The following is a 20,820-nucleotide window of genomic DNA, read 5'->3' as shown; positions in this document are numbered from 1 at the left end:
CACTCCTAATCTCTGTAGAATTTCGTTTGTTTAATAAGGGAATCGATTTCCTGCATACACTGCATGTTCTCAATCTCTGCAGGATCAAAGCTGTCGAGTCTGGAGATTTCAACGAGCAGCTTATCCAGCTTCAGTAAAATTTCTTCATTCGTAGCCAGCGAACCACTTATAAATGAGAAAAACTCATCGTAAACCGCCTGTTTCTCCTGAATTATGCGCTGCGGCAGACTGGACTTTCCCTGCTTTTGAATACTGTTGTAATCGGCCTCATCGAACAAGCGGATCCGGTTCAGCATGCTTCGGATGTTTAAATAGAACAGCTTCTCCACTTCGTGGGCAACGGAAATGAACTTTTTGTACGTAAGCTCATTGGGATCGAACCTTTGGTTTAACACGCCCAGCAGGGTAAGCATTCTTTGCTGAAGACGGCCCAGTTGGGATATGGAAAGATCTATTTCGGATTTCAGTGTTTTTATTCCCTTGTATTGTTCAACGGCCATTATGTATTCCTCATGGGTTTCCAGCGGTTTGACAGGCGCCGCTGCCGGTGTTGTTTTGATAAGCAGGATATAGATCGCATAGAGGAGAGCCACAAGACTTGTTAACAACAACGTGATAACCAATGCGGACGTAAGCGGACTCTCACCATACCGGAGACCTAACAGGCCGGGGGATAAAACAATAATATTGACGGCTGAAACACCCAGCATCACCGCTAAGAGCTTTACATATTTATTTTTCAAAACTTACTCACCCCCTTGACTCTGCTGAAAGATATACCTACTAAGTAAAATTGTGTAAACATGTCTAATGACATTATATACGTATCTTCACGAAAAACGGTCCGTTATTTTTTGCAGACTAATTTGCACTGCCGAAAATGCCAAAACTGATCCATTGGACATAAAAAACCTGCTGCCGCAGCTGCGGCAGCAGGCTCCCACATGGTGGTTACAGCTGCTGAATGGATTCTAGGTATTACGCTTTCCACCACTTCCCATTATCTTAGCCAGGGGATAGATGCCCAGACTCTGTATCACAAGCGATAACATCACAACGGCAAAGGACAAGGAAAGAATAAGCTCGGTCTCTCCTGTAGAAGAAGCCTCTTGTGCAAGTGTAAGCAGCAGCACAACAGACATCGTTCCCCGAATGCCTGACAAGGAGATCAGGGTACAGGTTCGCCAGTCGTTGAAATCGCGCCAGCCCCGGAATGACTCCATTGTCAGTAGAATGACGAGAAACCGGATCGCCAGGGAAGCTGCAAGAATAAGAACAGCTAGTCCCCAGCCGTCCAAAGTCAGGTAATCCATCGCCCGGATCCCGATCATCAGAAACACCAGCGCCAGAATGGTAGGTTCAACCACATTCCAGAAGCCATTTAATGCCTCACGGTAGTGATCCTCCTTGTTCGTATGCTCAAACTCCCACCCCAGCATAATGCCGGAAGCAACTACAGCTAATACGCCGGAGATGCCCAGCTGCTCGGCCAGATGAAACACGCCATAAGCAGCAATAATGCTCAGCATGACCTGGTATTCCCGGTGATGAGTGACATGAATGGTTTTGCTGAGCAGCCAGCCAGCGCCTACGCCCAGAAGAGCTCCGCCCAGCCCCAGCAGCAGAAATTCACCGAGAAATGACAGCCAATTAAACGATTTTCCATCCATATACATGCCTGCCAGGACGCCAAACAGCACCACACTGGTTCCGTCGTTAATCATCGATTCTCCATCAACCACATCCGCAGCTTCTTCATCAATGGATGACTGCTTGAGGATGGAGACGACAGATACCGGGTCGGTTGGCGTAAGGATAGAAGATATAAGGAGTGCACCGACAAAAGACAAGCCGGCAAACATACCCGCTGCAGCGTAAATCACCATCCCCAGCAGCAGTGCTGAAGCAAGCAGCCCCACTGTGCTTAATACCGCGATCACACCCGCATGTTTCCGTAACGCCCGGGGCGGGTATTTGTAGGCGGATATAAACAATAATCCGGGAAGAAAGATATCATACAGGACCTGCTTGCTGAGCTCCAGATGGGCAAAATAAGGAATATAGGAGAGTCCGATCCCGATGAGTACAAGAATGACCGGAACCGGTACATTTTCTTTTTTCTTATCTACGGCAAAAACAATATACCCCGCCAAGAGCAGCAGGATTACCTGTATCACTTCCACAAAAAACGCCCCTCTATGCACCGCGTAGCAGCCTTCCAATAAATGACTGCCCTTTATTATATGAGGTTATTAACCGCCAGAGGGGCGGGATCAATCATCCGGGAATCGAGTCAAAAAATGACGGCCGCCGGCATGCTCACTGAGTCACAGCCTGGCGCCGTCTGCCGTATGCCCAGTGATTGGTCGGACCATGTCCCTGACCCAGACCCAGGCTGTCTTCGATGGCTGCCTGAATGAAGGCTCTGCCTTCTGTAATGGCCGCCATCTCTGACATTCCTTTGGCCAGCCCGGCCGTAATGGCTGCCGAGAACGTGCAGCCTGTTCCGTGGGTATGTACCGTCTCGACCCGCCGACCCAGCAGCTTGGTGAATACCCTGCCGTCATAAATCAAATCCGTGATCTGGTCTCCTTCCTTCTCCTCATGACCTCCCTTGATCACGACGAAATCTGAGCCCATGTCATGAATGCGTTTCGCTGCCTCCCTCCGGTCCTCCATACTGTAGATCGACATGCCGGCCAGCACCTCCGCTTCCGGGAGGTTCGGCGTGACAATCAGGGCCAGCGGAAGAAGATCCCGCTTCAACGCTGTAACCGCTTCGGCCTGCAGCAGATCCGCACCGCCCTTGGCGATCATGACGGGATCGACCACGACATTCTTCCACCCAAAGCTGCTGATCTTGTCCGCTACGGCACTGATAATATCGGCGTTGAACAGCATGCCTGTCTTCAAGGCATGCACCCCCAGATCGCAGCCTACCGATTCAATCTGGGCCGCTGCGGCTTCCGCACTGAGCGGATAAACACCCTGGACGCCCAGGGTGTTCTGGGCCGTCACAGCCGTCAGAGCTGACATGCCGTACACGCCGAGCTCCTGAAAAGTTTTCAGATCAGCCTGGATACCTGCACCTCCTCCGCTGTCAGAGCCTGCAATGGTAAGCGCCCGGGGAATGACTGCTACGCTCATGTTGCTGACCCCGCAGCGGCAGCGCCGGCCTCCAGCACCACTTCAGCGGCAGGCTTCTGGACCGGCCAATCTTCCAGACGGTAGGCCATATCCCAGAACATATACTCCAGCTGGCAGCTGAGGAGAAAATGTTCCGTCATGCGCTCCTTTTCCGCATCCGCTGCCCCAAGCGCCCAGGCATCCACCCGCTGACACAGCTTTGAGGTGATTCCTTCGGCACGGTTTCCATAAAAGGTAATCCAGTCATGAAACGGATGGTCCGGGCCCGGCTTGACCTCGTCCAGCAGCTTCTGGCCGATCTCCACGTATGTCCATGGACACGGCAGCAGCACCGCCATGATTTCACCCAGGCTGCCTTCGTGGGCTACGGTCAGCATATGCCGGATGTAATGATGCGCAGACGGAGCTAATGCATAGCCCTGCATCTCTTCATAAGTAACGCCGGCCACCTCACAAAAATTGTTATGCGGATGAACCTCGCTGTGCAGTACGAAAGAAATCTGCTCGTTAAACAGAGCAATTTCTTCCCGTGAGCCGCTCTTTGAAATCGCAATCCCGTAAATGCGCATGAAGGCATTCAAATATTCAAAATCCTGCTTCACATAGTGCATCAACTGTTCCCGTTCCAGGTTCCCTTCTGCAATTCCCCGCACAAAGGGATGATCAAAAATCGCCTGAAAAATACCGTCCGCCTTGTGACGGAGCTCCTGTGTAAAATTCATATTCCTTCCACCTCCAGCATGAATAAAAAGCAGGAAGTCCTTCTCTGTTCGTTAAATCACGGTGTCGCCTTACTGGAAGACGCGCAAAAAAAGCCGCCCCCGTAAGCGGGAGCGGCTGGTGTCCTTGTGGTTGTAGCTGCTGCATTGAAAATAATAATGAAACAGCAGTCATGACGGCCGGCTCCACTTTCCTACGCTAGTATGAACTAGATCAGGTTCAAAGGGTCCAGGATATACTCCTGTCTCAGCCGCATACGGCTCCCCTAGTGGACTTCCTATTCTTTTGCCTATAACTGTACATAGGTTTGAAGATTCTGTCAAACGGTTATGCATTTTAAATAAATCGTCCTTTGCCATTTACGAGTTAGCATGTGAAAATAAGCTGAAGCGAATCTGTAAGGAGTTGTTATCCATGAAAAAAGTGCTGTATGTACCGCTCGACGACCGTCCGGTCAATCTGGACGATGTCATTATTTTGGGGCGTTCTGCCGGCTTAGAGGTGATCACCCCGGATGATGAGTATATAAAAAATCGGATGGATTCCCATAAGACATCAGAGGGAGATACGCTGATGAGCACCTCATGCCCTCATGTCGGGGATACGGCGGCTATACGGCGGTTTATTGAAGAGCTGGCCGACAGCGCTGACGGCTTCATCATCTCATCCGATATGCTGGCCTACGGCGGCTTGATAGGCAGCCGCCGCCTGCGCCCCAGCGGCAGCGGCAATTACCCTGATTATGATCCTGAAGTCACACACCTGCTGGATGTGATCAGGACCGTAAAAGAGCGTTACCCGCACAAGCCGGTATATGTACTGGATACGATCATGCGGCTGGCGACCACGACCTACGTGGACGGGGTATTTCAGGATGCCTATGATGAATCCCGAAATCTCATGAAACAACCGAGGAAGCCGTTCTCAAGACTGGAAGATATTTTGTCAGGATATGATCTGAAACCGGACGGCACTCCTTATCCAGACAGTCATACGTTTAACAAAGAAGAATATTATGAGGCCAGACGCCATAAGTTCAAGTCCAATGTCTATCTGCTGCATCAGCTATGCCGTCTTGGCTTCATCGATTTTCTGGCGATTGGTGTAGATGATTCGTCTACCCAGGGCGTCCAGGCAAACGAAATTATTTTTATCGAAAATTACATCAACGAAAACCTGGAAGGCGAGGATGGACAGCAGCCGGAGCGGGTCATCATCCTTCCGGATGCAGACGGACTCGGGCATTCCCTGATGGCACGCATGGCGTGTCAGTTATCAAGCAGTTTCCATAAACGACATTATGCTGTCCAATATTTCGGACCGGATGGCTGCAGTATTATCAATCCTTATGAATATATGAGTGTACACGACAATATCCGTTATCATGTCGAGATCGTACGTGGACAGCTGGTGGATGATGTAGATTCAGGTGCTTCCAGTTCCTTCGCTTCGAAAAAGCCGGAAGTGCAGATCATCGCAGTAACCGGGCCGGAAGGTATTTCGGCCGCCATACAGCAGCTTCAGAACAACGCTGCAGACGAGGTGCCCAGCGTAGTCATCGACTTTACAGGCGGAGGCGCAGCCCGTCCGGAGGTGGCCGAAGCGCTGCTGGATACGCCGGCAGCAGGGCAGCTGCTGGGATACAGTGCCTGGAACACGGCCGGCAACAAAATCGGCATCGCGCTAGGCATGGCACAGGCCCGGTATGCTTTTGTAACCTCTGAACAAGAGGATTCCAGCAGGAAAAGTGCGGTCCAGAGTCATGGCTCTCTGTTATTCAAGCGTTTCCTTAAGGATTATGCCTACAAAAAGATCACTATTGCCGTGATTCGGGAATACTCCCGGGCCCGTGCGCTCTATACCAACATCCCTTATGCAGACGGACATATGTTGTTGTTTAACACGGAGGAGGACTACGTTCATCTGACTCAGATGCTCCAGGAGCAGATGCAGCTGCATTGCGCCGCTTTAGCGGCTCGAAACGCTTTTGGAATCGGCAGTACAAACCCTTCCCGGAATGTACTTTCCATGTGTGGCGGCCGCTGGACCTATGCGGAGTATACAAGTGTTTCTCTGCCAGAAGACGGCGTGGAATTCACCTGGCACCGGGCGTTTGAGATTACACTTCAGCCAAGCGTAGTCCTGAATGAAGTTCATCAATCCTGACTCAATTTGCTGCGGTTAGATTTAATCGCAGCTTTCATAACGTGAGACGGGTGCCTCGGAAACAGGGCACCCGTCTTTTTTGCTGGCAGTTTATCGCTTCAACTGAAGTGCTTGTCCGCATCTTGCGCAATACCTTGAAGCTGGCGGGGATACCGTCCGGCAGCTGTCGCAGACCAGACTTTTGCCTGATGCGTTGGAGGTGGAGGTTCCTTCCGCGGGCTGATTCCCAACCGTGTCCTGCAGCCGGTGTTCCGTATGCCGTTCAGGGTTTACCGCACCCAGACGCTCAATCTCCTCTTTCGCTCCAATCCGAAGCAGCAGGTAGAGCAGTGCAATCCCCGCAACACCCACACTGACCATCCCGATTAACTTGCCGCCGCCGTTAGCATAGGGGTAGTTCCAGACCGAATGAAGCAGAATGCTCAGCAGGATGCCAAGCATAACAAGCACAAGCTTCCCGCGGCCCGATCCGCTAGTCTCCTGTTTGTCCCCCCGCCGGCTCATTCCGTACCAGATGCCTGCTGCAGCAATGGCGGTCCACGTCCCGTGTCCAAAAGGAGAGAGCAGCGCACGTACCCATAATACGGCAAGCATGCCCGGTGCAGCCCCCTGCTGCAGATAGGTCCAGCCGTACAATATGCTTTCCAGAGCAGCAAATCCCATGCCAGCCGCAGCCCCGAATACGATCGCGTCCATCAAAAAGCGTCCCGTGCGTCCACGTAGAAATACTAGACACACCGCCAGTTTCAGGATTTCTTCAACCACGGCAATGGTCAGAACCATTCTCCATGTCGAAGCCGCTGTTCCTGATAATCCGGGATCCTGCAGCAAGTATCGTTCCAGTACCCAGGCACCCGGCACTGTCGTCAGTGCAGAAACGCCAAACACCAGAGCCAGCCGGGCAGGCCGAAACCCTAATAGCTGGGATCCGCGAATATAAGCAACAAAGGTGACCGGGCCTAGAAATCCGCCCGTCAGCAGTGCGCCGAAGATCCAGACCGGCTGCCGGATCCAGACTGCAAGAATTGTAAAGAGTACAAACAATCCACCAAGCCACAGCACGATATCCATCCAGCGATCTCTAGCTGGTGCTGCGTTAGATACCGCAGCGGTGCGGCTTTGCTCCGAAGCACTCTCAGCCGCACCATCTGTCACAGCAGCCGCAGCTTCTGAGACGCCTGTTGGGTGAGACGCGCCCCCGCTGCTGCTCTCTTCGGCCGAGAAATGCAGCTTGGCCTGCACCTCCGGTGTCAGCAAATCCGGCCTCCGGATATCCAGCACCTCATAGAACTGGCGGCGTACCGGCTCATACTGCTGCAGGACGAAATGAAACTCATCACGGCCCATGACCATCAGCTCGCCGCTTTCCAGCGCTTTCACGGTGCCCGTATGCGCCTCACCGGTAAGCAGATCCATTTCACCAAAATAATCTCCGGCTTTGAAGATCTGCTTCTTTCTCCTGCCGCTTCGGACTTCAAACCGACCCTCTGAAATCATGTAGAAGCGGTCTGATTTGACGCCTTCTTCCAGGATGGTGTCATCCTTGTACACCTTGCGCCTCACCGTTACTTCGGCAAGTCCCCGCAGCTCGGCATTCGGGATCGCTGCCCATATGGATGCTTTGCTGAGCATCGCATGCATCGTCCGGATTCGAGCCGAGAAGGACAAGCTTTCATGGAACATCGGGCTGGCCGCCGCCAGCCTGCTGAATGCATTTTGTTCCAGCCGAAGCGCGGTTACGCCCCCGATCGCCTGAACACTGGACGTTCTTTTTTCCTCCAGAAAGAGAGCAACCTCGCCAATCAAGGCACCTTCGCCAAGCCGGTCAAGGGTTACGGAGTCACCGATCAAATTCCTGGAAGTAATGCGGACCTCGCCGCTTTTGATAAAATAACAGGAGCTTCCGTAGCTGCCCTCTTCTATCAGATAGCTTCCTGCCTCAAATCGCTCTTCATGCATTGATCCGGCCGCTGCCAAGAGCTCAGACTCCGGCACTCCCCGGAATAAAGGGTGTCCCTGCAAAAACTGTACTGCCGATTCTGCCGTTGACATGAACATCTCCCCAAATGACAAAAGAACCCGCCACAAGGCAGATTCTTTCTCGTATTCTTATGTCATTCTATTATGTATGAATCTGGAACTAAAGTCACGTGACGATTATCTCATATTGCCGATGATGCTGCTTCTGGAATCCTGCATCTTCTTGATGAAGCTGGACATGGTTTCAAAAGCCTCGTTTCTTTTGTTGCTGAGCGATTGGAGGCGAAGCATGTCCATCTGCTGACTGTTTGACTTGGCATCCGACAGCGACTTCGCTTCTGTAATCAGGATGTTGGCCTCCTGGAAGGAATAGTCCAGCTTGTCCTTGTTTCCCAGGCCATTTGACTCCACGCGGGCTGCCAAATCAGCGCTAATCGTAATGGAGCCGCCTTCTGTAATCCCTGAGGTCAAGCCTTTAAACTGGCCAATAATGTCGTTTAGCTCGGCCAGACTTTGATTGACTTGCTGCATCTGCTCAATTTGATTCTGCAGCTGCTGATCCAGCAAATTTGACCGCTCCTGCTGAACAGCCATCAGCGCAGATTCAATATCCATACTGGACAGATCGACCATGTTCAAACCAATTTGCCCAACGGAGTTATTCGTGCCGCTTCCGCTTACAACCTGCTTCATAGACACATACGCCTGATCATTCATCATGATGCCTGTCCCTGCTGCGACACCGACCAATAATGATCCTGCCATGGATAATATCATTTTCCGGTTCATCTCATTCAACCTCATTTCACTGTTAAATCTATACTAGAACTTATTTCCTAGATCATAACAGAGCAAGCTGGCATCAACAACCCAAAATATGACAAATTGAGATGAAAATTTCGCTTTATTTCAAGGGTATGCTAAGCCGCTTAATTGGATGGCTTCGTTTGAAGCCTGGGCAGGACAAGCTGTATACTAGGATGGCTAACAGAGTGATTAACAAAGGAGAGATGACGATGTTGCACCGCAGATTGGGCGCAAGCGGGCTGCAGGTTTCGGAACTGGGGCTCGGGACGAATGCTTTTGGGAAACGAGCGGATCAGGAAACCTCAACCGCAATTATCCACCATGCGCTGGACCATGGAATTAATTTCATAGACACCGCCAATATATATGCCGGAACCGAATCGGAACGAATTATTGGAGAAGCCTTGAAGGCCCGGCGGCATGAAGCTGTGCTGACGACCAAGGCAGGACTGCCGCGGGGAAAGGGGCCTGGCGAACAGGGTTCGTCGCGTTCCCATCTTATGAAGGAGCTGGAAGGCAGTCTGCAGCGGCTTCAGACAGACTATGTCGATTTGTATCAGATTCATACCTTTGACCCGTACACACCTCTGGAAGAAACGCTGCGCACCCTGGATGACATGGTTTCCTCAGGGAAAGTTCGGTATATCGGGGCTTCCAACTATGCTGCATGGGAACTGATGAAGGCACTCGGACTGAGTGATCTGAAAGGATACATCCGCTATACCTCTATACAGACCAGCTACTCTTTGGCAGACCGGACGCCGGAACGGGAGCTTGTTCCCCTGTGTCTGGACCAGGGCATCGGCCTGATTCCTTATTTCCCGCTGGCCGGTGGTATCCTGACCGGCAAATACAAGGATAGCGGCAGCATTCCATCCGGCTCCAGAGCGGATACGGACCCGAACTTCACCCGATTTTTTCAGGAACGAAATCTTACGCTCGGCCAGCAGGTCAGTGAACTGGCTGCCGAATATGGATATACCCCGAGCGCCTTATCGCTGGCCTGGCTTTTCAAACGTCCGGCTGTATCCACCGTCATTGTCGGCGCTACGAGCACGGCTCAGCTGGAAAGCAATCTGGAGAGCCTGCATCTTGAACTCGACGAGGAGCTCGCCTCCAGAATGGATGAGATCAGCCGTCCATTCATTAATAGCGAACCCTTTGCTTCATACCGTTTGTCTTAACGAGTTTTTATGGCCCGAACGGCTCGAATGAGAAGCAGAATGATCCCTATACCTGCAGCCGCAAAGCTTCCGTAGATCATCATCCACTTCAAGAGTGTAAAGACAGGGGTTAGCTGGGCCACAACAGGAGTAGGCTGCGGATAGCGGTACATCACCAAGGATGCACCGAGATTCTCCAGCAGATCAAACAACCAGCCGCCCAAGGGCAGCAGATGAATGAACCGCCACCGGCTCCGCTCGGGAAGAAACCGGTACAGCGAGGTCAACAGCGTACAGAGAAAGAACAAGTACACGAGCGGCCATACGATATCAAACGTAAAACGTGCCTGGATGTATTCCTTCCGCCCCTCTTCTCCATAGATATCTGCGATCCGGTACAGATCCTCCGCCGTATACACAAATGAGGAGTCAGGAGACTCGCCGCTTCCCGTGGCTCCCTCTGACTTCTCTGCCTGCTGAGGCAGTACAAAAATCATGAAACAGATGAAGATTGCAACAGCTGCAAGAGTCCATTTCCAGTTCACCTTGTCATACACCCATGACGATACCGCTCGAAATGCATTCATTTTGACCCCTCCTCTTCTATAAATAAACAGGGACATCCCGCAAAAAACAACGTCTGCGCTCTGTCCCTGCTCTTATATGGTTATGCCCAATCTATCATTTCAATGGCCCGTTCCTTGTCCAGATCAATATAATGACCATTCACCTGGATCAGAGGGCGAATCGGATGCTGGGGATGTATCATAATTACTTTTCCCGAACACCCATTGGAAAGCAGCACTTGATTGCCAATCATCATATCCATAATCCGCTTTACAAATTTCAAGGTCACCCGGGGATCAAGCATGCCATACGCATGCTCGGTCATTTCTTTAAGCACTCGGTACACCGGGGCTGGATTCTTATAGGGTCTTTTGGATACCATGGCATGAAACACATCGGCTGCCGCTACAATTTTGCTGTAGAAGTCAATCTCCTCACTTCTTAATTTAAAAGGGTACCCTTTTCCATCTTCACGTTCATGATGTTGAAGCGCCGCCATAGCTTGCGCGCTCGAAATCTCAGGTGTACGTTTGAGCATCTCATAGCCATATATCGTATGCTGCTGCATCTCGCGCATTTCCATATCAGTTAATCTGCCGGGCTTGTTAATAATCTCCTCCGGAATCATAACCTTACCGATATCATGCAGAAGCGCAGCCTCTGTCAATTCGTTTAATTGTGCGTGCTTGAGCCCCAGCTCTTTTCCGATCAGCCGGGAAAGCAGCGCCACCCCAATACTGTGACGATACGTATATTCATCACTCTGCTCCATTCGGTAAAACAGCGTCCTGATATCCGGACTGTCATTGAGGTCCACAATCAAAGGTGTAATGGAACTGCGAATACGAGCGATCGGCACCTGAAGTGTGCACCTCGCAAGAACAAAAGCGGCCTTAAGTTCCTCTACGGCTTGATCCACCATGTGAACCGCCTGAGTAGGCTCTATGTCTTCATCACATATGTGAACGTGATTTGCCAGTAACAGCTCTATATTTCTGGCAGTAAGAATAGAGCAGGCCGGCAGCAGCAATATGTCTTTCGAATACACATTTTGCTTCAGACGATACCCGATGTGGGCAGACAAACTGTGGTTAGATCCTTGCGACTCAATAGACATGACAGCACCACTTCCCTGAGAACATCGATAGCAAGGGAGCTATTCTGGTTTCAGACATTGGCAGAGGTAAATACACGATTCTCTGTATAGTCATAAATCTCCCTACATCGTTTGCCAATACAGATCCGTCCTCCGTACCACTGGGTTACAGAGATTTGTTTGCCGGCCTTCATGATCGTATCCGCACCTGTCTGTCCGCCAATTATCCGTGCCTGTATGCTTCCACCTGATTCGAGCTTGGACCCGCGGCATACGGCTGATTCATAGGCAAATGAAATATCCCCCGCTGAAAATAAATCACTGTTCAGCACGCCCTCACCCAGAATGGAAATATGACCATTGGATTTGAGCTCACTGTTATGGCACTGATTGATGCGGATTTCCACTTCATTCTCCTGCATCCGCTCTACTTCTGCGTATGTATTGTCCAAGTATGCCAGATATCCTTTCAAAAGATTGTATGACATGTTCTCCAACAGCAGAGCAGGCTGGATGAACATCTCCGACATTCGCTGCAGGTTCTGGAATTCATCCTTTTTAAAGTGCTGGATGTTCGCTATAACGATCAGCAATTCCTTGATAACAACTGGAATTTCCCTGAATTTGTTTTCGATCAGAAGCAGGAGGATTTGGCCAAAGCGGACGGATTGTTTTTTAGACTCCAGTGCCTTGTTCAGTGTCTCTGAGGCCATCAGCATCTTGCGCAGCAAATCACTCAGCGTTTTGGAAGCTTGATATAAACGGTTAAACATAACCCCGTAGTATCCGGAATACAGCTTGCTGCCGATTACGTTGCCTTTTACATAAATGCTGCCCGTTGCTGTAACGGTAGATCCGTACACACTTCCATACACGTAGACGTTACCAAGTGACTCGACGATCATCCCCTCGGTAATGTCACCATAGATAATGACATCCCCGGAAAAAACAATATTGCCGGTTTTAATATCCGCATTACCCGATACGACAAAAGAAGTCGAGATTTCGAAGGTCTTGATTTTCCCGCCGGTGATTCTCGGCCTGCCTTCCCTCAGCGCTATAATTTCCCCTTCTGAAGTCATTTCCACTGTAGATTTAGCAATGATCATGATATCCCTAGGAGGATCTGGAAGAAGAATGTTACCGTAAACATCATAGCCGGGAATCCCTTCAATGACAGGTATCTTCCTTGCGATGACCTCCCCTTGTTTCGCGGAGGGGATCTGCAGATGATTCCTGAAGTTCACCGTGCCTCCGATTTCAAAAAAATGACTTTCGATCTGCTCCGAAAAGTAGACCTCAAGCCGGGCATCTGTTCCGGGAACTGCCTTTTTCCCTTTGGCTATCGTAATTTTCCGAAAGGTGGGATTTTCCAATTCATCATGAATGGCGGCCAAATCTACGTGTGATTTGATTGATCTGCCTTCGATTACGGCCATAACATCATCAAGTCGAAGAATTTCAAGGACAATATCCCGATCTTCTACAGCTTTGAAGAGCACTGTGGAGTCATTTTCAACCTTCTCCAGTTTCGCAGAATAGCGCTCTCTTGAAATCAGCTGGAAATCAGTCACCAGCTTGTCTTCGGTAACACTTAACTCAAATAATGGCTGATCTTCAACTTCCCACTGTATATTGTCTGTTGAGGTGACATTAACATCACCCTCGATCCATTCACCATTCACTTTCAACTTTACAGGTGCTTCAGCCTCGATCGTTATAGACTGTCCTGAAGGGAACGAATCCTCTACTTGAATGGTTTTATCAATAATATGAATTCTTTCTCCTGCACCATCATCCTGATTCACATCCAATGTTGGGGACGGCCCCTGCCAGGAAGATGCATCAAGCTCCTCGAGATTGATCTGTTTAATTAAACTTGTTAATTCTTCTTCTGACATCATATTCATCATACATTCCCTCCTCGGAGGAGCTGGTGGATCCTTTATGTATTATGTTAATAATGTAAGGGATTTCTTAACAATCTGTCTAATTCTCTCTTATTATTTCGGACCTGTTTTTTGACATTCTACGACAAAATTCGAATTTTTCGATTCAAATGGTGGTCCGTTCAGGTAAATATCATTTGTACACCTAACTAACCAAATAAAAGTGAGTCATGAAGGTGCATGACCTGTCATCCCATCCGGTTCATAGATTTGCTAACTATCTTCTATATGACACTCAAAGGAGCGCTGCAATGATTCGGGTCATTATTGCGGATGAACAAAAAAACGACATGGAACGGATCAAGTTTTATATAGACAATTCCCCCGGTTTCCATATTGTCGATACATGCATCAACGAAGAGGAATTGATCGATTCCGTAATCAAGAATCAGCCACATTTAATTCTGCTCGAGACCCGTCTGCCTGGAATGAATGGTATTGAAGCGATGCGGTCCTGTATGAATATCCAAAGAGACTTGCTGTGTATCTTCATAACCAGCTATGACGAATATGCGGTGGAGGCGTTTGAGCTTGCCGCGGTGGATTACATACTAAAGCCTGTTGAGAAAAAACGGATTTACAGGGCTCTGGAGAAAGCAGGAAAGCGGTTCGAGTCTCAACAGGAGTCTTTTTTATTACAGCGCCTAACCATTAAAGATGGTCAAAACTCGTACTATATTCGATTCGATCACATTTTATTTATTGAGAAGATTGGTAAAAAGTGTCACATACTGACCAAAGATAAAATGTATCACACCACCGACACCATTGAGAATCTTCTGGGTCAGCTGCCAGGCAGGCAGTTTTTTCTCTCACACCGCTCCTATATTGTTAACCTCAACTGGATTTCTGGTATTAGTTCTGAAAGTCAGACCTACCTGGCTTACTTTCACCATACAACGAAGTATGCACATGTCTCCAAACTTAAAATTGTAGAATTGCAGCAGAGAATGCAGTATATATAGCAATTGAAAAAGACCCACTCAAGAGCTGAAAATCTTAGTTCTTGAAGGGGCCCCTTTGCTGCCCGTGACGAGGCACTGCTCAGATTCCAGGCATAATCCTGGCTGAGGATTTGAAAAGCTGTTATCATCCCTGCGATCAGGACAGCGTCTCCCATCTTGCCCACATTTCCTGGGGATTTACTTCATAGATCCCGTCTTCCCTGAACATAAACTGGTGCATAATAAACTCGCGGCGCAGGGTCGCAAAATCATCATGATACGTCTTGATAAATTCGTTGATTTCCTTCTCGCTGTACTTCTTTCCATACTCCAGCTTCTCTACCATGTGCTCCAGCACCATCAATTTTTTCTTCAGTTGGGAAGGAATGCTCTTCAGCTTCCCGTCCTGTGTGATGAAGTTTCTGATCACGCCATCTCTCTTCTGTTTTTGCTGCTCATCCATTTCCTGAGCACCTCCTTCGCTTTTGCGGTAAATCAGATTTACAGCAGCCTTGCTGCTGGATTGAATCATATAATGATCGAGTGAAAAATAAATGGCATTCTTGTCCCGCCGCTCCTGGATCAAGCTGGCCTCTCTCAGCTTGGCCGCATGGTGCGTAATGGTAGCCGGTGTGACCCCCAGTTTCTCGGCCAGCACCTGGCCGTTCATTTCGCCTTGGGCGAGCAGTATTAGAATTTGAACCCGCTTGGGATCGGCTAACGCTTTATGGTAGCTGACGACTTTATCCAGCTGCATCTGCTTCACATCCTTCTGAATTATAATCCGCTAATTTGTCATTCATCTAATTAGTCATATGTTAAATTAGTTATCTGTTAAATTAGATACTATTTAAATTAGATAGCTGTGTCAAGAAGTATCATGAATGAATGTGTGATGTTGTGTGTGAGCATGTAGAGTTAGGCAGTTAGTAGAAATGAACCTAGGAATATGAATGTGGCGCTGGAGGATAAGATTTGGCGGAGATCAGGAGGGCGCAAGCTGGCAAACACCGGGAGGCTCTAACGGACATGGAGTCCGTTAGAGCAGGTATTTGCGCTGAAAATGGACTCTCCGTATGCTCTAACGGACTGAGGGTCCGTTAGAATTCCAAGTAACTAGTGATTCTATAAAGTCAGCAGCTTCCAGCATAATCATAAATCACTTGACCTCGCAACAGCCACATGCCCATAGTCGGGTTGCGCTGACAAATGCACAAAAGAATACCCTCAAGATGTTTGGCATCTCAAGGGCATCCTGTACTTGATATTGACTCGCTCAACATGCGTTCATGATGTCGGGAGCAAGCCACCGCTGCCTGGCTTTTAACTTACGGTGAAACCATGCCGCCGTTCGCATTCAAAGTTTCTCCCGATACATAGCTGGACTCCTGGCTGGCCAGATATACATAGGCTGAAGCCATTTCGGCCGGCTGTCCTGCACGGCCCAGCGGTGTCGAAGAACCGAACTCGCCAAGCACTTCCTCCGGCTGTCCGCCTACCACTTGAAGCGGTGTCCAGACCGGACCCGGTGCCACGACATTAACACGGATCCCCTTGCTGCCCACCTGCTGAGCAAGCGCTTTGCTGAATGTGTTAATGGCCGCTTTGGTCGTTGCATAGTCCAGCAGAATTTCAGACGGGCTGTAGGCCTGGATGGAAGACGTATTAATAATCGAGCTGCCTGGCTTCATATGCGGGATTGCCGCTTTGCACAGCCAGAACATGGCATATACATTCGTCTTGAACGTCGCATCAAACTGCTCATCGCTCAAGTCCGCGATATTCTCCACATACTGCTGCTTGCCGGCCACATTGGCCAGAATATCAATGCTGCCCAGCTGCTCTACGGCCTGTGATATCAACTGCTTGCAGTAAGAAGGATCCTTCAGATCTCCGGGAACGGCAACCGCTTTTTGGCCAGCTTCTTCAATCAGCTTCACAACTTCCTGAGCATCGGCTTCTTCTTCAGGCAGATATGACAGTACTACATCCGCTCCTTCACGAGCAAATGCAATCGCCGCAGCACGGCCAATGCCGCTGTCCGCTCCAGTTACGACTGCCTTGCGGCCGGTCAATCTTCCGGTTCCACGGTAGCTCTGCTCCCCGCAGTCCGGCACGGGAGTCATTTCTTTTTGAAGCCCCGGTTCATCCTGCTGCTGTTTCCATTCTGATGATGCCTGCGGATACTGTTTCGTTGGATCCTGTGTCTGGTACTGGTCCTGATTTGCCACGGTTGTTTCCCTCCTTGGTTACGTTCAATAGATTTTGCTGCTTTGCAGCCTCACTATTTTTTTGTAACCTTAAAGCCCTCTGGCTAAACTCATCACAGCATATGGATAAAATTTACATACCTGAAACATTGACCCTTGTCCTGTCGTCAGAGTATATAACAAGGAGGGATTTCGATGAAGTTAAAGCAGCAGATCCTATGCACAGCCGCGCTGTTTCTCTTCTTCTTGACCAGTGCATGCTCCATCGCGGAAAACGGTCCGCCTGGCCTTTTACCTGCTCCGGAAGAGCAGAGTCCCCCGTCTCAAGAACACGATAACGTCCAGCCCGACGAACCTGACAGCGGATTACAGGTCCATACCGGCAGTACCATCTCAATGGAAACCACTATTGAAGGTATGACAGAAGAAGTGAAGGTTGTGGAATACACCCTGACTCCTGCCGGTATTCAGTATCATCTGAGGGTCCTGATGGGTTCCCCGTCTGTTGAAGGCGGGCAGGTTGTTTATCAGAGAGCCATGGGGGAAGGAACCGCCGAGTTGATGGTTGAAGTCCTGGAAGAGACTCCGCTTGAGGAAGCCGCCGGAAAAGCGCAGCATACTCTCCAGCAGAAGGGTTTTACGCCTGGTCAGACGGAGAAGGTGCCGCAGGAGTTAAACGGTTATGAAGGAACACGGCAGAGCTTCCTTCACGAAGACCAGATTCATGGATATTATGCCTTCGATATCGAGGCAAGCTGCCTGATCATCTATTACAGTTATCCCGCCGAAGCTGCAGACGGTATGGGGGCTGTCATGCACGAAATGCTGCAGTCCATTTCCATTGAAGACTGAAGAAGATAAACGCATCCTCTATTTCTGTCCCGCCGCCTGCATCAAAGCATAAATTTTACGAGTGGTATTAACGTTGCGGACGGTCATGGATTGATACAGCTTGGTCCCGATCAGCTTATTCATGCTGCTTTTCGTTACGTTAGGCCGGTCCACCGACCACAAAATAGCTCCCGGAGCATACAACACCGTCTCAATCTCGGGCTTGATGTTCAGCTGCTCCAGCACAGATTCATGTGCGTATTCCTCCCATAAGAACAAGCAGTCACTCTTCATCCGGTCGTCGTTGCTCCAGTCTGTGGGAAGTATGCTCATGACGGCCTCCATGTCGGCCATGCTTCGCACCAATACTTTGATTGACAGCCCGAAGTGTTCCAGGATCGCTGCCTCCAGGACGGCGGCGATCTCATTTTGGGACGCCCGGTCTGAGGTAAAGACGATATTCCCGGAATTAATATACGTTACGACGTTCGTCATACCTGCCGTCTCAAACACCTTTTTTAACTGCTTCATATCTACTTTATTATTTCCGCCGACGTTGATTCCCCGCAGCAGTGCCGTGTAAACCAAGGCCATTCCCCCATTAGTTCAATTTTTTCAAGCTTCACGAATGTTCTAATCGCCCTTATGTAAAAAATCTTGATTATATATTCACTCCAGTCGCAGCATAATCCTGTAATTTCTTATATTTCATAGACACAAAAATCATATTTCTCTAGTCCCTAGTTAAGCTTGTTGTATACAGCTTCGTTCCACAGCCAGCCAGCTTCTGCGTCTGCTTGCTGCCACCAGCCCCGCCTTTCAGAATGCGAGTACGGGAAGCTGAACATCCGGCAATACAGCGCAAAGACAGCTCCACGCCTCTTTTATGCGGGAGCTGTCTTTGTGATCCGGCTCAGTTATTAAACACCTGTGTAATATTTAATCAGAGCCTGTGTCCCTTTATCTTCATATCCCTTTTCCGCCAGCTGCTGGTACAGTGATTCGGCAAGCGACAGACCCGGCGTAACCAGATTCATCTCCTTGGCTGAGTCGAGCGCAATACCCATATCCTTAATGAAATGCTTGATGTAAAAGCCCGGTTCCAGGTTACCGGCAATCATCCGCGGAGCCAGGTTGCTTAGTGACCAGCTGCCTGCCGCCCCGCTTTCGATACTCTTCAGCACGGTTTCGGGATCCAGCCCTGCACTCTCTGCGTAGGCCAGCGCCTCGCATACTCCCATCATATTGGAAGCAATGGCAATCTGGTTGCACATCTTGGTGTGCTGTCCTGCTCCAGCCTGTCCCTGATGAACGATATTGCTTCCCATCAATGACAGCAAGGGATGCAGTGCCTCGACATCCTTCTGTTCTCCGCCGATCATAATCGACAAGCGAGCTTCGCGTGCTCCCACGTCACCACCGGATACCGGAGCATCCAGAGCATGAAGCCCTTTGGCAACGGCAGCTTCATAGATACGTCGGGCAAGCTGGGGGCTCGACGTGGTCATGTCAATCAAGTAAGCACCCTCCCGGGCATGAGCAATCAGCCCGTCTTCTCCCAGGTATATCTCCTCAACATCTTTCGGATAACCGACCATCGTGATGATAACATCACAGGCTTCTGCCAGTTTGGCCGGGGTACCGTGCCATGCAGCCCCCTCCGCTACCAGCGACTCCGCTTTAGAGGCCGTTCTTGTGTACACATGCAGCGAATATCCGGCCTTCATAATATGTCCCGCCATGCTGTGGCCCATAACGCCCAGGCCGATAAATCCCACCGAGGTATGATCCGGTGCAATGGTCATGATGTATCGTCTCCTTTGTGTACGCAGCTGACTTATGCGTTTCTTGAATTCGTCTTGTTTAATTCTAGCACTCCCCGGCTCATACCTCCAACCTTTCAACCTTTAGGAGAATGATTCAACCCATAAGCAAACAAAGAAAAGCGCCCTACGCTGTCAAAGTCAGAGACTTTGACAACAAGACCGCTTTCTCTATTGAATAATGAACTAATTTGGCCTATGAAGCTGGAACCTAGCTATGTTTAACAACGCTGAATACCGTAAGGACAAGCTTACAGCACCTTCGATGGCCAGTTCCCGTACCAGGAATACCCTGTTCGGCGTTCTTTCTCGATATCACTGAGCTTGTATTTGACCACCCCGTCACGCCCTACAAAGATCGGCCGATTGCTTCTAATCTCATAAAAGCGTGCCCATATCGGCGTTGTTACACTCGGATCCTCCACCACAATGACATCATCACTAGTTTTTACAACCCGGATGCCGAGAATTTGTACTGTTCTGAACCAGTCTTCGGCTGCCTTGATAGAAGCTGTGATCTGAGAGCTGGCTGGTCTTGTTTTCAGAAACTGTACAATGCCTACGCTCTCATTAGCTGTAAGCGAAGGCACCTCATAAGCCCGCGCTCCGGCCGGCTTCAGCGTCCCGGAATCATGCTGTTGTCCCCAGGCCGTCCTTTTTTCATTCACAATAACCTGTGTGTTAAGAAGGCAGTCTACTCCCTTGGCGACCGCAGACCTGCTGCGATCTGCCAGCGATGTGTCCACAAAGGAGAAATCTCCCTTCTTCTGAGACACCTCGTCCAACAATTTCATTACGTTAACCATCGCATTATCATTAAATGTTATATGTTTATGATATCCGGAGCTGTTATAAATCTGTGGCCAGCCGCCGTTAGAATACTGCATATTGAGCAGGAATTGAATGCCTCGCACCGCAGCTGCTGAATACCTGCTGTCATTAGTTCGCTTGAACTCGGCAGCAAGCCTGCGGATTTCAGTATAGGTGGCTCCGTTATCGATGGTTGATTTAGCCCACTCGCCACTGGTGGTGGCATAATTTTTTCTCCAGCCTCCATCTGACCGTTGATTACTCAAAATCTCCGCAATGGTGGCTGTCTCCCCTGAATCTGCAGATACCGGCTCAGCAGGCTGAAGCATTACACTCAGTACACTAAACAAAAGAGTCAAGACAAGCGCAGCAGACATATAAGGCTTGTTCTTCTTCATTAACATCACCAACTCCTTTCTGGACTTGAACCACGTTAATTTGAAAATTAAGCTGTATCTAAGCTGAGATAAGAAGAATACACCTCCTTTCAATAGGAACTAAAAAAATAGAGTTACGATAACGATATGTTAACGCTTACAATTATAGTTTAACCTCTCATATTATGTCAATTATTAACTTAAAAAGTTTATAATTGAATTTATGTTTT

General features: G+C 49.4%; 18 protein-coding genes and 1 riboswitch. Of the genes, 4 read left to right on the top strand and 14 right to left on the bottom strand.

All coding sequences use genetic code 11. From position 1 onward, the window contains the following. Positions 1-5: 5 nt before the first annotated feature. From HII30_RS04565 to tenA, 4 genes are all read right to left on the bottom strand, one after another. Positions 6-743 (bottom strand): hypothetical protein, encoded by a 738-nt coding sequence (locus HII30_RS04565; RefSeq protein ID WP_246246103.1) that lies wholly within the window; start codon positions 741-743, stop codon positions 6-8. A gap of 228 nt (positions 744-971) precedes the next feature. Further along, the gene (locus tag HII30_RS04560) at positions 972-2,183 is read right to left on the bottom strand and encodes a cation:proton antiporter domain-containing protein (protein ID WP_169503824.1); all 1,212 of its coding nucleotides are present in this window, start codon (positions 2,181-2,183) and stop codon (positions 972-974) included. 136 nt (positions 2,184-2,319) lie between these two features. Continuing rightward, the gene (gene thiD / locus HII30_RS04555) at positions 2,320-3,147 is read right to left on the bottom strand and encodes a bifunctional hydroxymethylpyrimidine kinase/phosphomethylpyrimidine kinase (RefSeq protein ID WP_169503823.1); all 828 of its coding nucleotides are present in this window, start codon (positions 3,145-3,147) and stop codon (positions 2,320-2,322) included. Continuing rightward, the gene (gene tenA / locus HII30_RS04550) at positions 3,144-3,869 is read right to left on the bottom strand and encodes a thiaminase II (RefSeq protein ID WP_169503822.1); all 726 of its coding nucleotides are present in this window, start codon (positions 3,867-3,869) and stop codon (positions 3,144-3,146) included. The genes thiD and tenA overlap by 4 nt, the downstream gene beginning before the upstream one ends. 171 nt (positions 3,870-4,040) lie before the next feature. Continuing rightward, positions 4,041-4,144: riboswitch (TPP riboswitch) on the bottom strand. Positions 4,145-4,281: 137 nt separating this feature from the next. Here tenA and HII30_RS04545 point away from each other — a divergent pair. After that, positions 4,282-6,033 carry a DUF4127 family protein gene (locus tag HII30_RS04545; protein ID WP_169503821.1) on the top strand — a complete coding sequence of 584 codons (1,752 nt, stop codon included), beginning with the start codon at positions 4,282-4,284 and terminating at the stop codon, positions 6,031-6,033. A gap of 90 nt (positions 6,034-6,123) precedes the next feature. Here the strand turns inward: HII30_RS04545 and HII30_RS04540 are convergent, their stop codons facing one another. Beyond that, positions 6,124-8,085, bottom strand: coding sequence for a cyclic nucleotide-binding domain-containing protein (locus HII30_RS04540; protein WP_169503820.1), 1,962 nt, complete (start codon positions 8,083-8,085; stop codon positions 6,124-6,126). Positions 8,086-8,190: 105 nt separating this feature from the next. After that, a complete protein-coding gene (locus tag HII30_RS04535) occupies positions 8,191-8,778 on the bottom strand; it encodes a hypothetical protein (RefSeq protein ID WP_246246102.1) in 588 nt (195 codons plus the stop codon). Positions 8,779-9,029: 251 nt separating this feature from the next. Between HII30_RS04535 and HII30_RS04530 the strand changes: the two genes are divergently transcribed. After that, the gene (locus tag HII30_RS04530; protein ID WP_169504088.1) at positions 9,030-10,004 is read left to right on the top strand and encodes an aldo/keto reductase; all 975 of its coding nucleotides are present in this window, start codon (positions 9,030-9,032) and stop codon (positions 10,002-10,004) included. Here HII30_RS04530 and HII30_RS04525 read toward each other — a convergent pair. The 3 genes from HII30_RS04525 to HII30_RS04515 all read right to left on the bottom strand — a co-directional run bounded on the left by HII30_RS04525 (position 10,001) and on the right by HII30_RS04515 (position 13,556). Next, positions 10,001-10,570, bottom strand: a complete 570-nt coding sequence (locus tag HII30_RS04525) for a hypothetical protein (RefSeq protein WP_169503818.1) — start codon at positions 10,568-10,570, stop codon at positions 10,001-10,003. The genes HII30_RS04530 and HII30_RS04525 overlap by 4 nt on opposite strands. 80 nt (positions 10,571-10,650) lie before the next feature. After that, complete coding sequence (locus HII30_RS04520; protein WP_169503817.1) at positions 10,651-11,667, bottom strand: HD-GYP domain-containing protein; 1,017 nt, start codon at positions 11,665-11,667, stop codon at positions 10,651-10,653. Between the two features lie 50 nt (positions 11,668-11,717). Further along, the gene (locus HII30_RS04515) at positions 11,718-13,556 is read right to left on the bottom strand and encodes a flagellar assembly protein A (protein WP_169503816.1); all 1,839 of its coding nucleotides are present in this window, start codon (positions 13,554-13,556) and stop codon (positions 11,718-11,720) included. 290 nt (positions 13,557-13,846) lie between these two features. On the opposite strand from HII30_RS04515, the gene HII30_RS04510 reads away from it, so the two are divergent. Next, positions 13,847-14,560 (top strand): LytR/AlgR family response regulator transcription factor, encoded by a 714-nt coding sequence (locus HII30_RS04510; protein ID WP_169503815.1) that lies wholly within the window; start codon positions 13,847-13,849, stop codon positions 14,558-14,560. Positions 14,561-14,696: 136 nt separating this feature from the next. Here the strand turns inward: HII30_RS04510 and HII30_RS04505 are convergent, their stop codons facing one another. Both HII30_RS04505 and HII30_RS04500 read right to left on the bottom strand, forming a co-directional pair. Next, positions 14,697-15,296 (bottom strand): DUF2087 domain-containing protein, encoded by a 600-nt coding sequence (locus tag HII30_RS04505; protein WP_169503814.1) that lies wholly within the window; start codon positions 15,294-15,296, stop codon positions 14,697-14,699. A 571-nt stretch (positions 15,297-15,867) separates the two neighbouring features. Then, the gene (locus HII30_RS04500; protein ID WP_169503813.1) at positions 15,868-16,770 is read right to left on the bottom strand and encodes an SDR family oxidoreductase; all 903 of its coding nucleotides are present in this window, start codon (positions 16,768-16,770) and stop codon (positions 15,868-15,870) included. A 174-nt stretch (positions 16,771-16,944) separates the two neighbouring features. On the opposite strand from HII30_RS04500, the gene HII30_RS04495 reads away from it, so the two are divergent. Then, the gene (locus HII30_RS04495) at positions 16,945-17,601 is read left to right on the top strand and encodes a hypothetical protein (protein ID WP_169503812.1); all 657 of its coding nucleotides are present in this window, start codon (positions 16,945-16,947) and stop codon (positions 17,599-17,601) included. A gap of 18 nt (positions 17,602-17,619) precedes the next feature. On the opposite strand, the gene HII30_RS04490 is transcribed toward HII30_RS04495, so the two are convergent. From HII30_RS04490 to pelA, 3 genes are all read right to left on the bottom strand, one after another. Further along, the gene (locus HII30_RS04490; RefSeq protein ID WP_169504087.1) at positions 17,620-18,168 is read right to left on the bottom strand and encodes a DUF1697 domain-containing protein; all 549 of its coding nucleotides are present in this window, start codon (positions 18,166-18,168) and stop codon (positions 17,620-17,622) included. Positions 18,169-18,500: 332 nt separating this feature from the next. Further along, a complete protein-coding gene (locus HII30_RS04485) occupies positions 18,501-19,421 on the bottom strand; it encodes an NAD(P)-dependent oxidoreductase (protein ID WP_343045070.1) in 921 nt (306 codons plus the stop codon). 233 nt (positions 19,422-19,654) lie between these two features. After that, on the bottom strand, positions 19,655-20,611 hold the full coding sequence (gene pelA / locus HII30_RS04480) for a pectate lyase (RefSeq protein ID WP_169503811.1): 957 nt from the start codon (positions 20,609-20,611) through the stop codon (positions 19,655-19,657). Between the last annotated feature and the right edge of the window lie 209 nt (positions 20,612-20,820).

Origin of the sequence: Paenibacillus lemnae, from assembly GCF_012933385.1 — a bacterium.
GTDB lineage: Bacteria > Bacillota > Bacilli > Paenibacillales > Paenibacillaceae > Paenibacillus_AQ > Paenibacillus_AQ lemnae.
Note: the sequence above shows the minus strand (reverse complement) of the source record. Positions and strands in the feature narration are given on the sequence as shown.

What these genes read in the sequence shown, in the direction of transcription:
- thiD (WP_169503823.1), bottom strand. Translation starts at nt 3,147, where the DNA reads ATGAGCGTAGCAGTCATTCCCCGGGCGCTTACCATTGCAGGCTCTGAC.
- tenA (WP_169503822.1), bottom strand. Translation starts at nt 3,869, where the DNA reads ATGAATTTTACACAGGAGCTCCGTCACAAGGCGGACGGTATTTTTCAG.
- HII30_RS04545 (WP_169503821.1), top strand. Translation starts at nt 4,282, where the DNA reads ATGAAAAAAGTGCTGTATGTACCGCTCGACGACCGTCCGGTCAATCTG.
- HII30_RS04540 (WP_169503820.1), bottom strand. Translation starts at nt 8,085, where the DNA reads ATGTCAACGGCAGAATCGGCAGTACAGTTTTTGCAGGGACACCCTTTA.
- HII30_RS04535 (WP_246246102.1), bottom strand. Translation starts at nt 8,778, where the DNA reads ATGGCAGGATCATTATTGGTCGGTGTCGCAGCAGGGACAGGCATCATG.
- HII30_RS04530 (WP_169504088.1), top strand. Translation starts at nt 9,030, where the DNA reads ATGTTGCACCGCAGATTGGGCGCAAGCGGGCTGCAGGTTTCGGAACTG.
- HII30_RS04525 (WP_169503818.1), bottom strand. Translation starts at nt 10,570, where the DNA reads ATGAATGCATTTCGAGCGGTATCGTCATGGGTGTATGACAAGGTGAAC.
- HII30_RS04520 (WP_169503817.1), bottom strand. Translation starts at nt 11,667, where the DNA reads ATGTCTATTGAGTCGCAAGGATCTAACCACAGTTTGTCTGCCCACATC.
- HII30_RS04515 (WP_169503816.1), bottom strand. Translation starts at nt 13,556, where the DNA reads ATGAATATGATGTCAGAAGAAGAATTAACAAGTTTAATTAAACAGATC.
- HII30_RS04510 (WP_169503815.1), top strand. Translation starts at nt 13,847, where the DNA reads ATGATTCGGGTCATTATTGCGGATGAACAAAAAAACGACATGGAACGG.
- HII30_RS04505 (WP_169503814.1), bottom strand. Translation starts at nt 15,296, where the DNA reads ATGCAGCTGGATAAAGTCGTCAGCTACCATAAAGCGTTAGCCGATCCC.
- HII30_RS04495 (WP_169503812.1), top strand. Translation starts at nt 16,945, where the DNA reads ATGAAGTTAAAGCAGCAGATCCTATGCACAGCCGCGCTGTTTCTCTTC.
- pelA (WP_169503811.1), bottom strand. Translation starts at nt 20,611, where the DNA reads ATGAAGAAGAACAAGCCTTATATGTCTGCTGCGCTTGTCTTGACTCTT.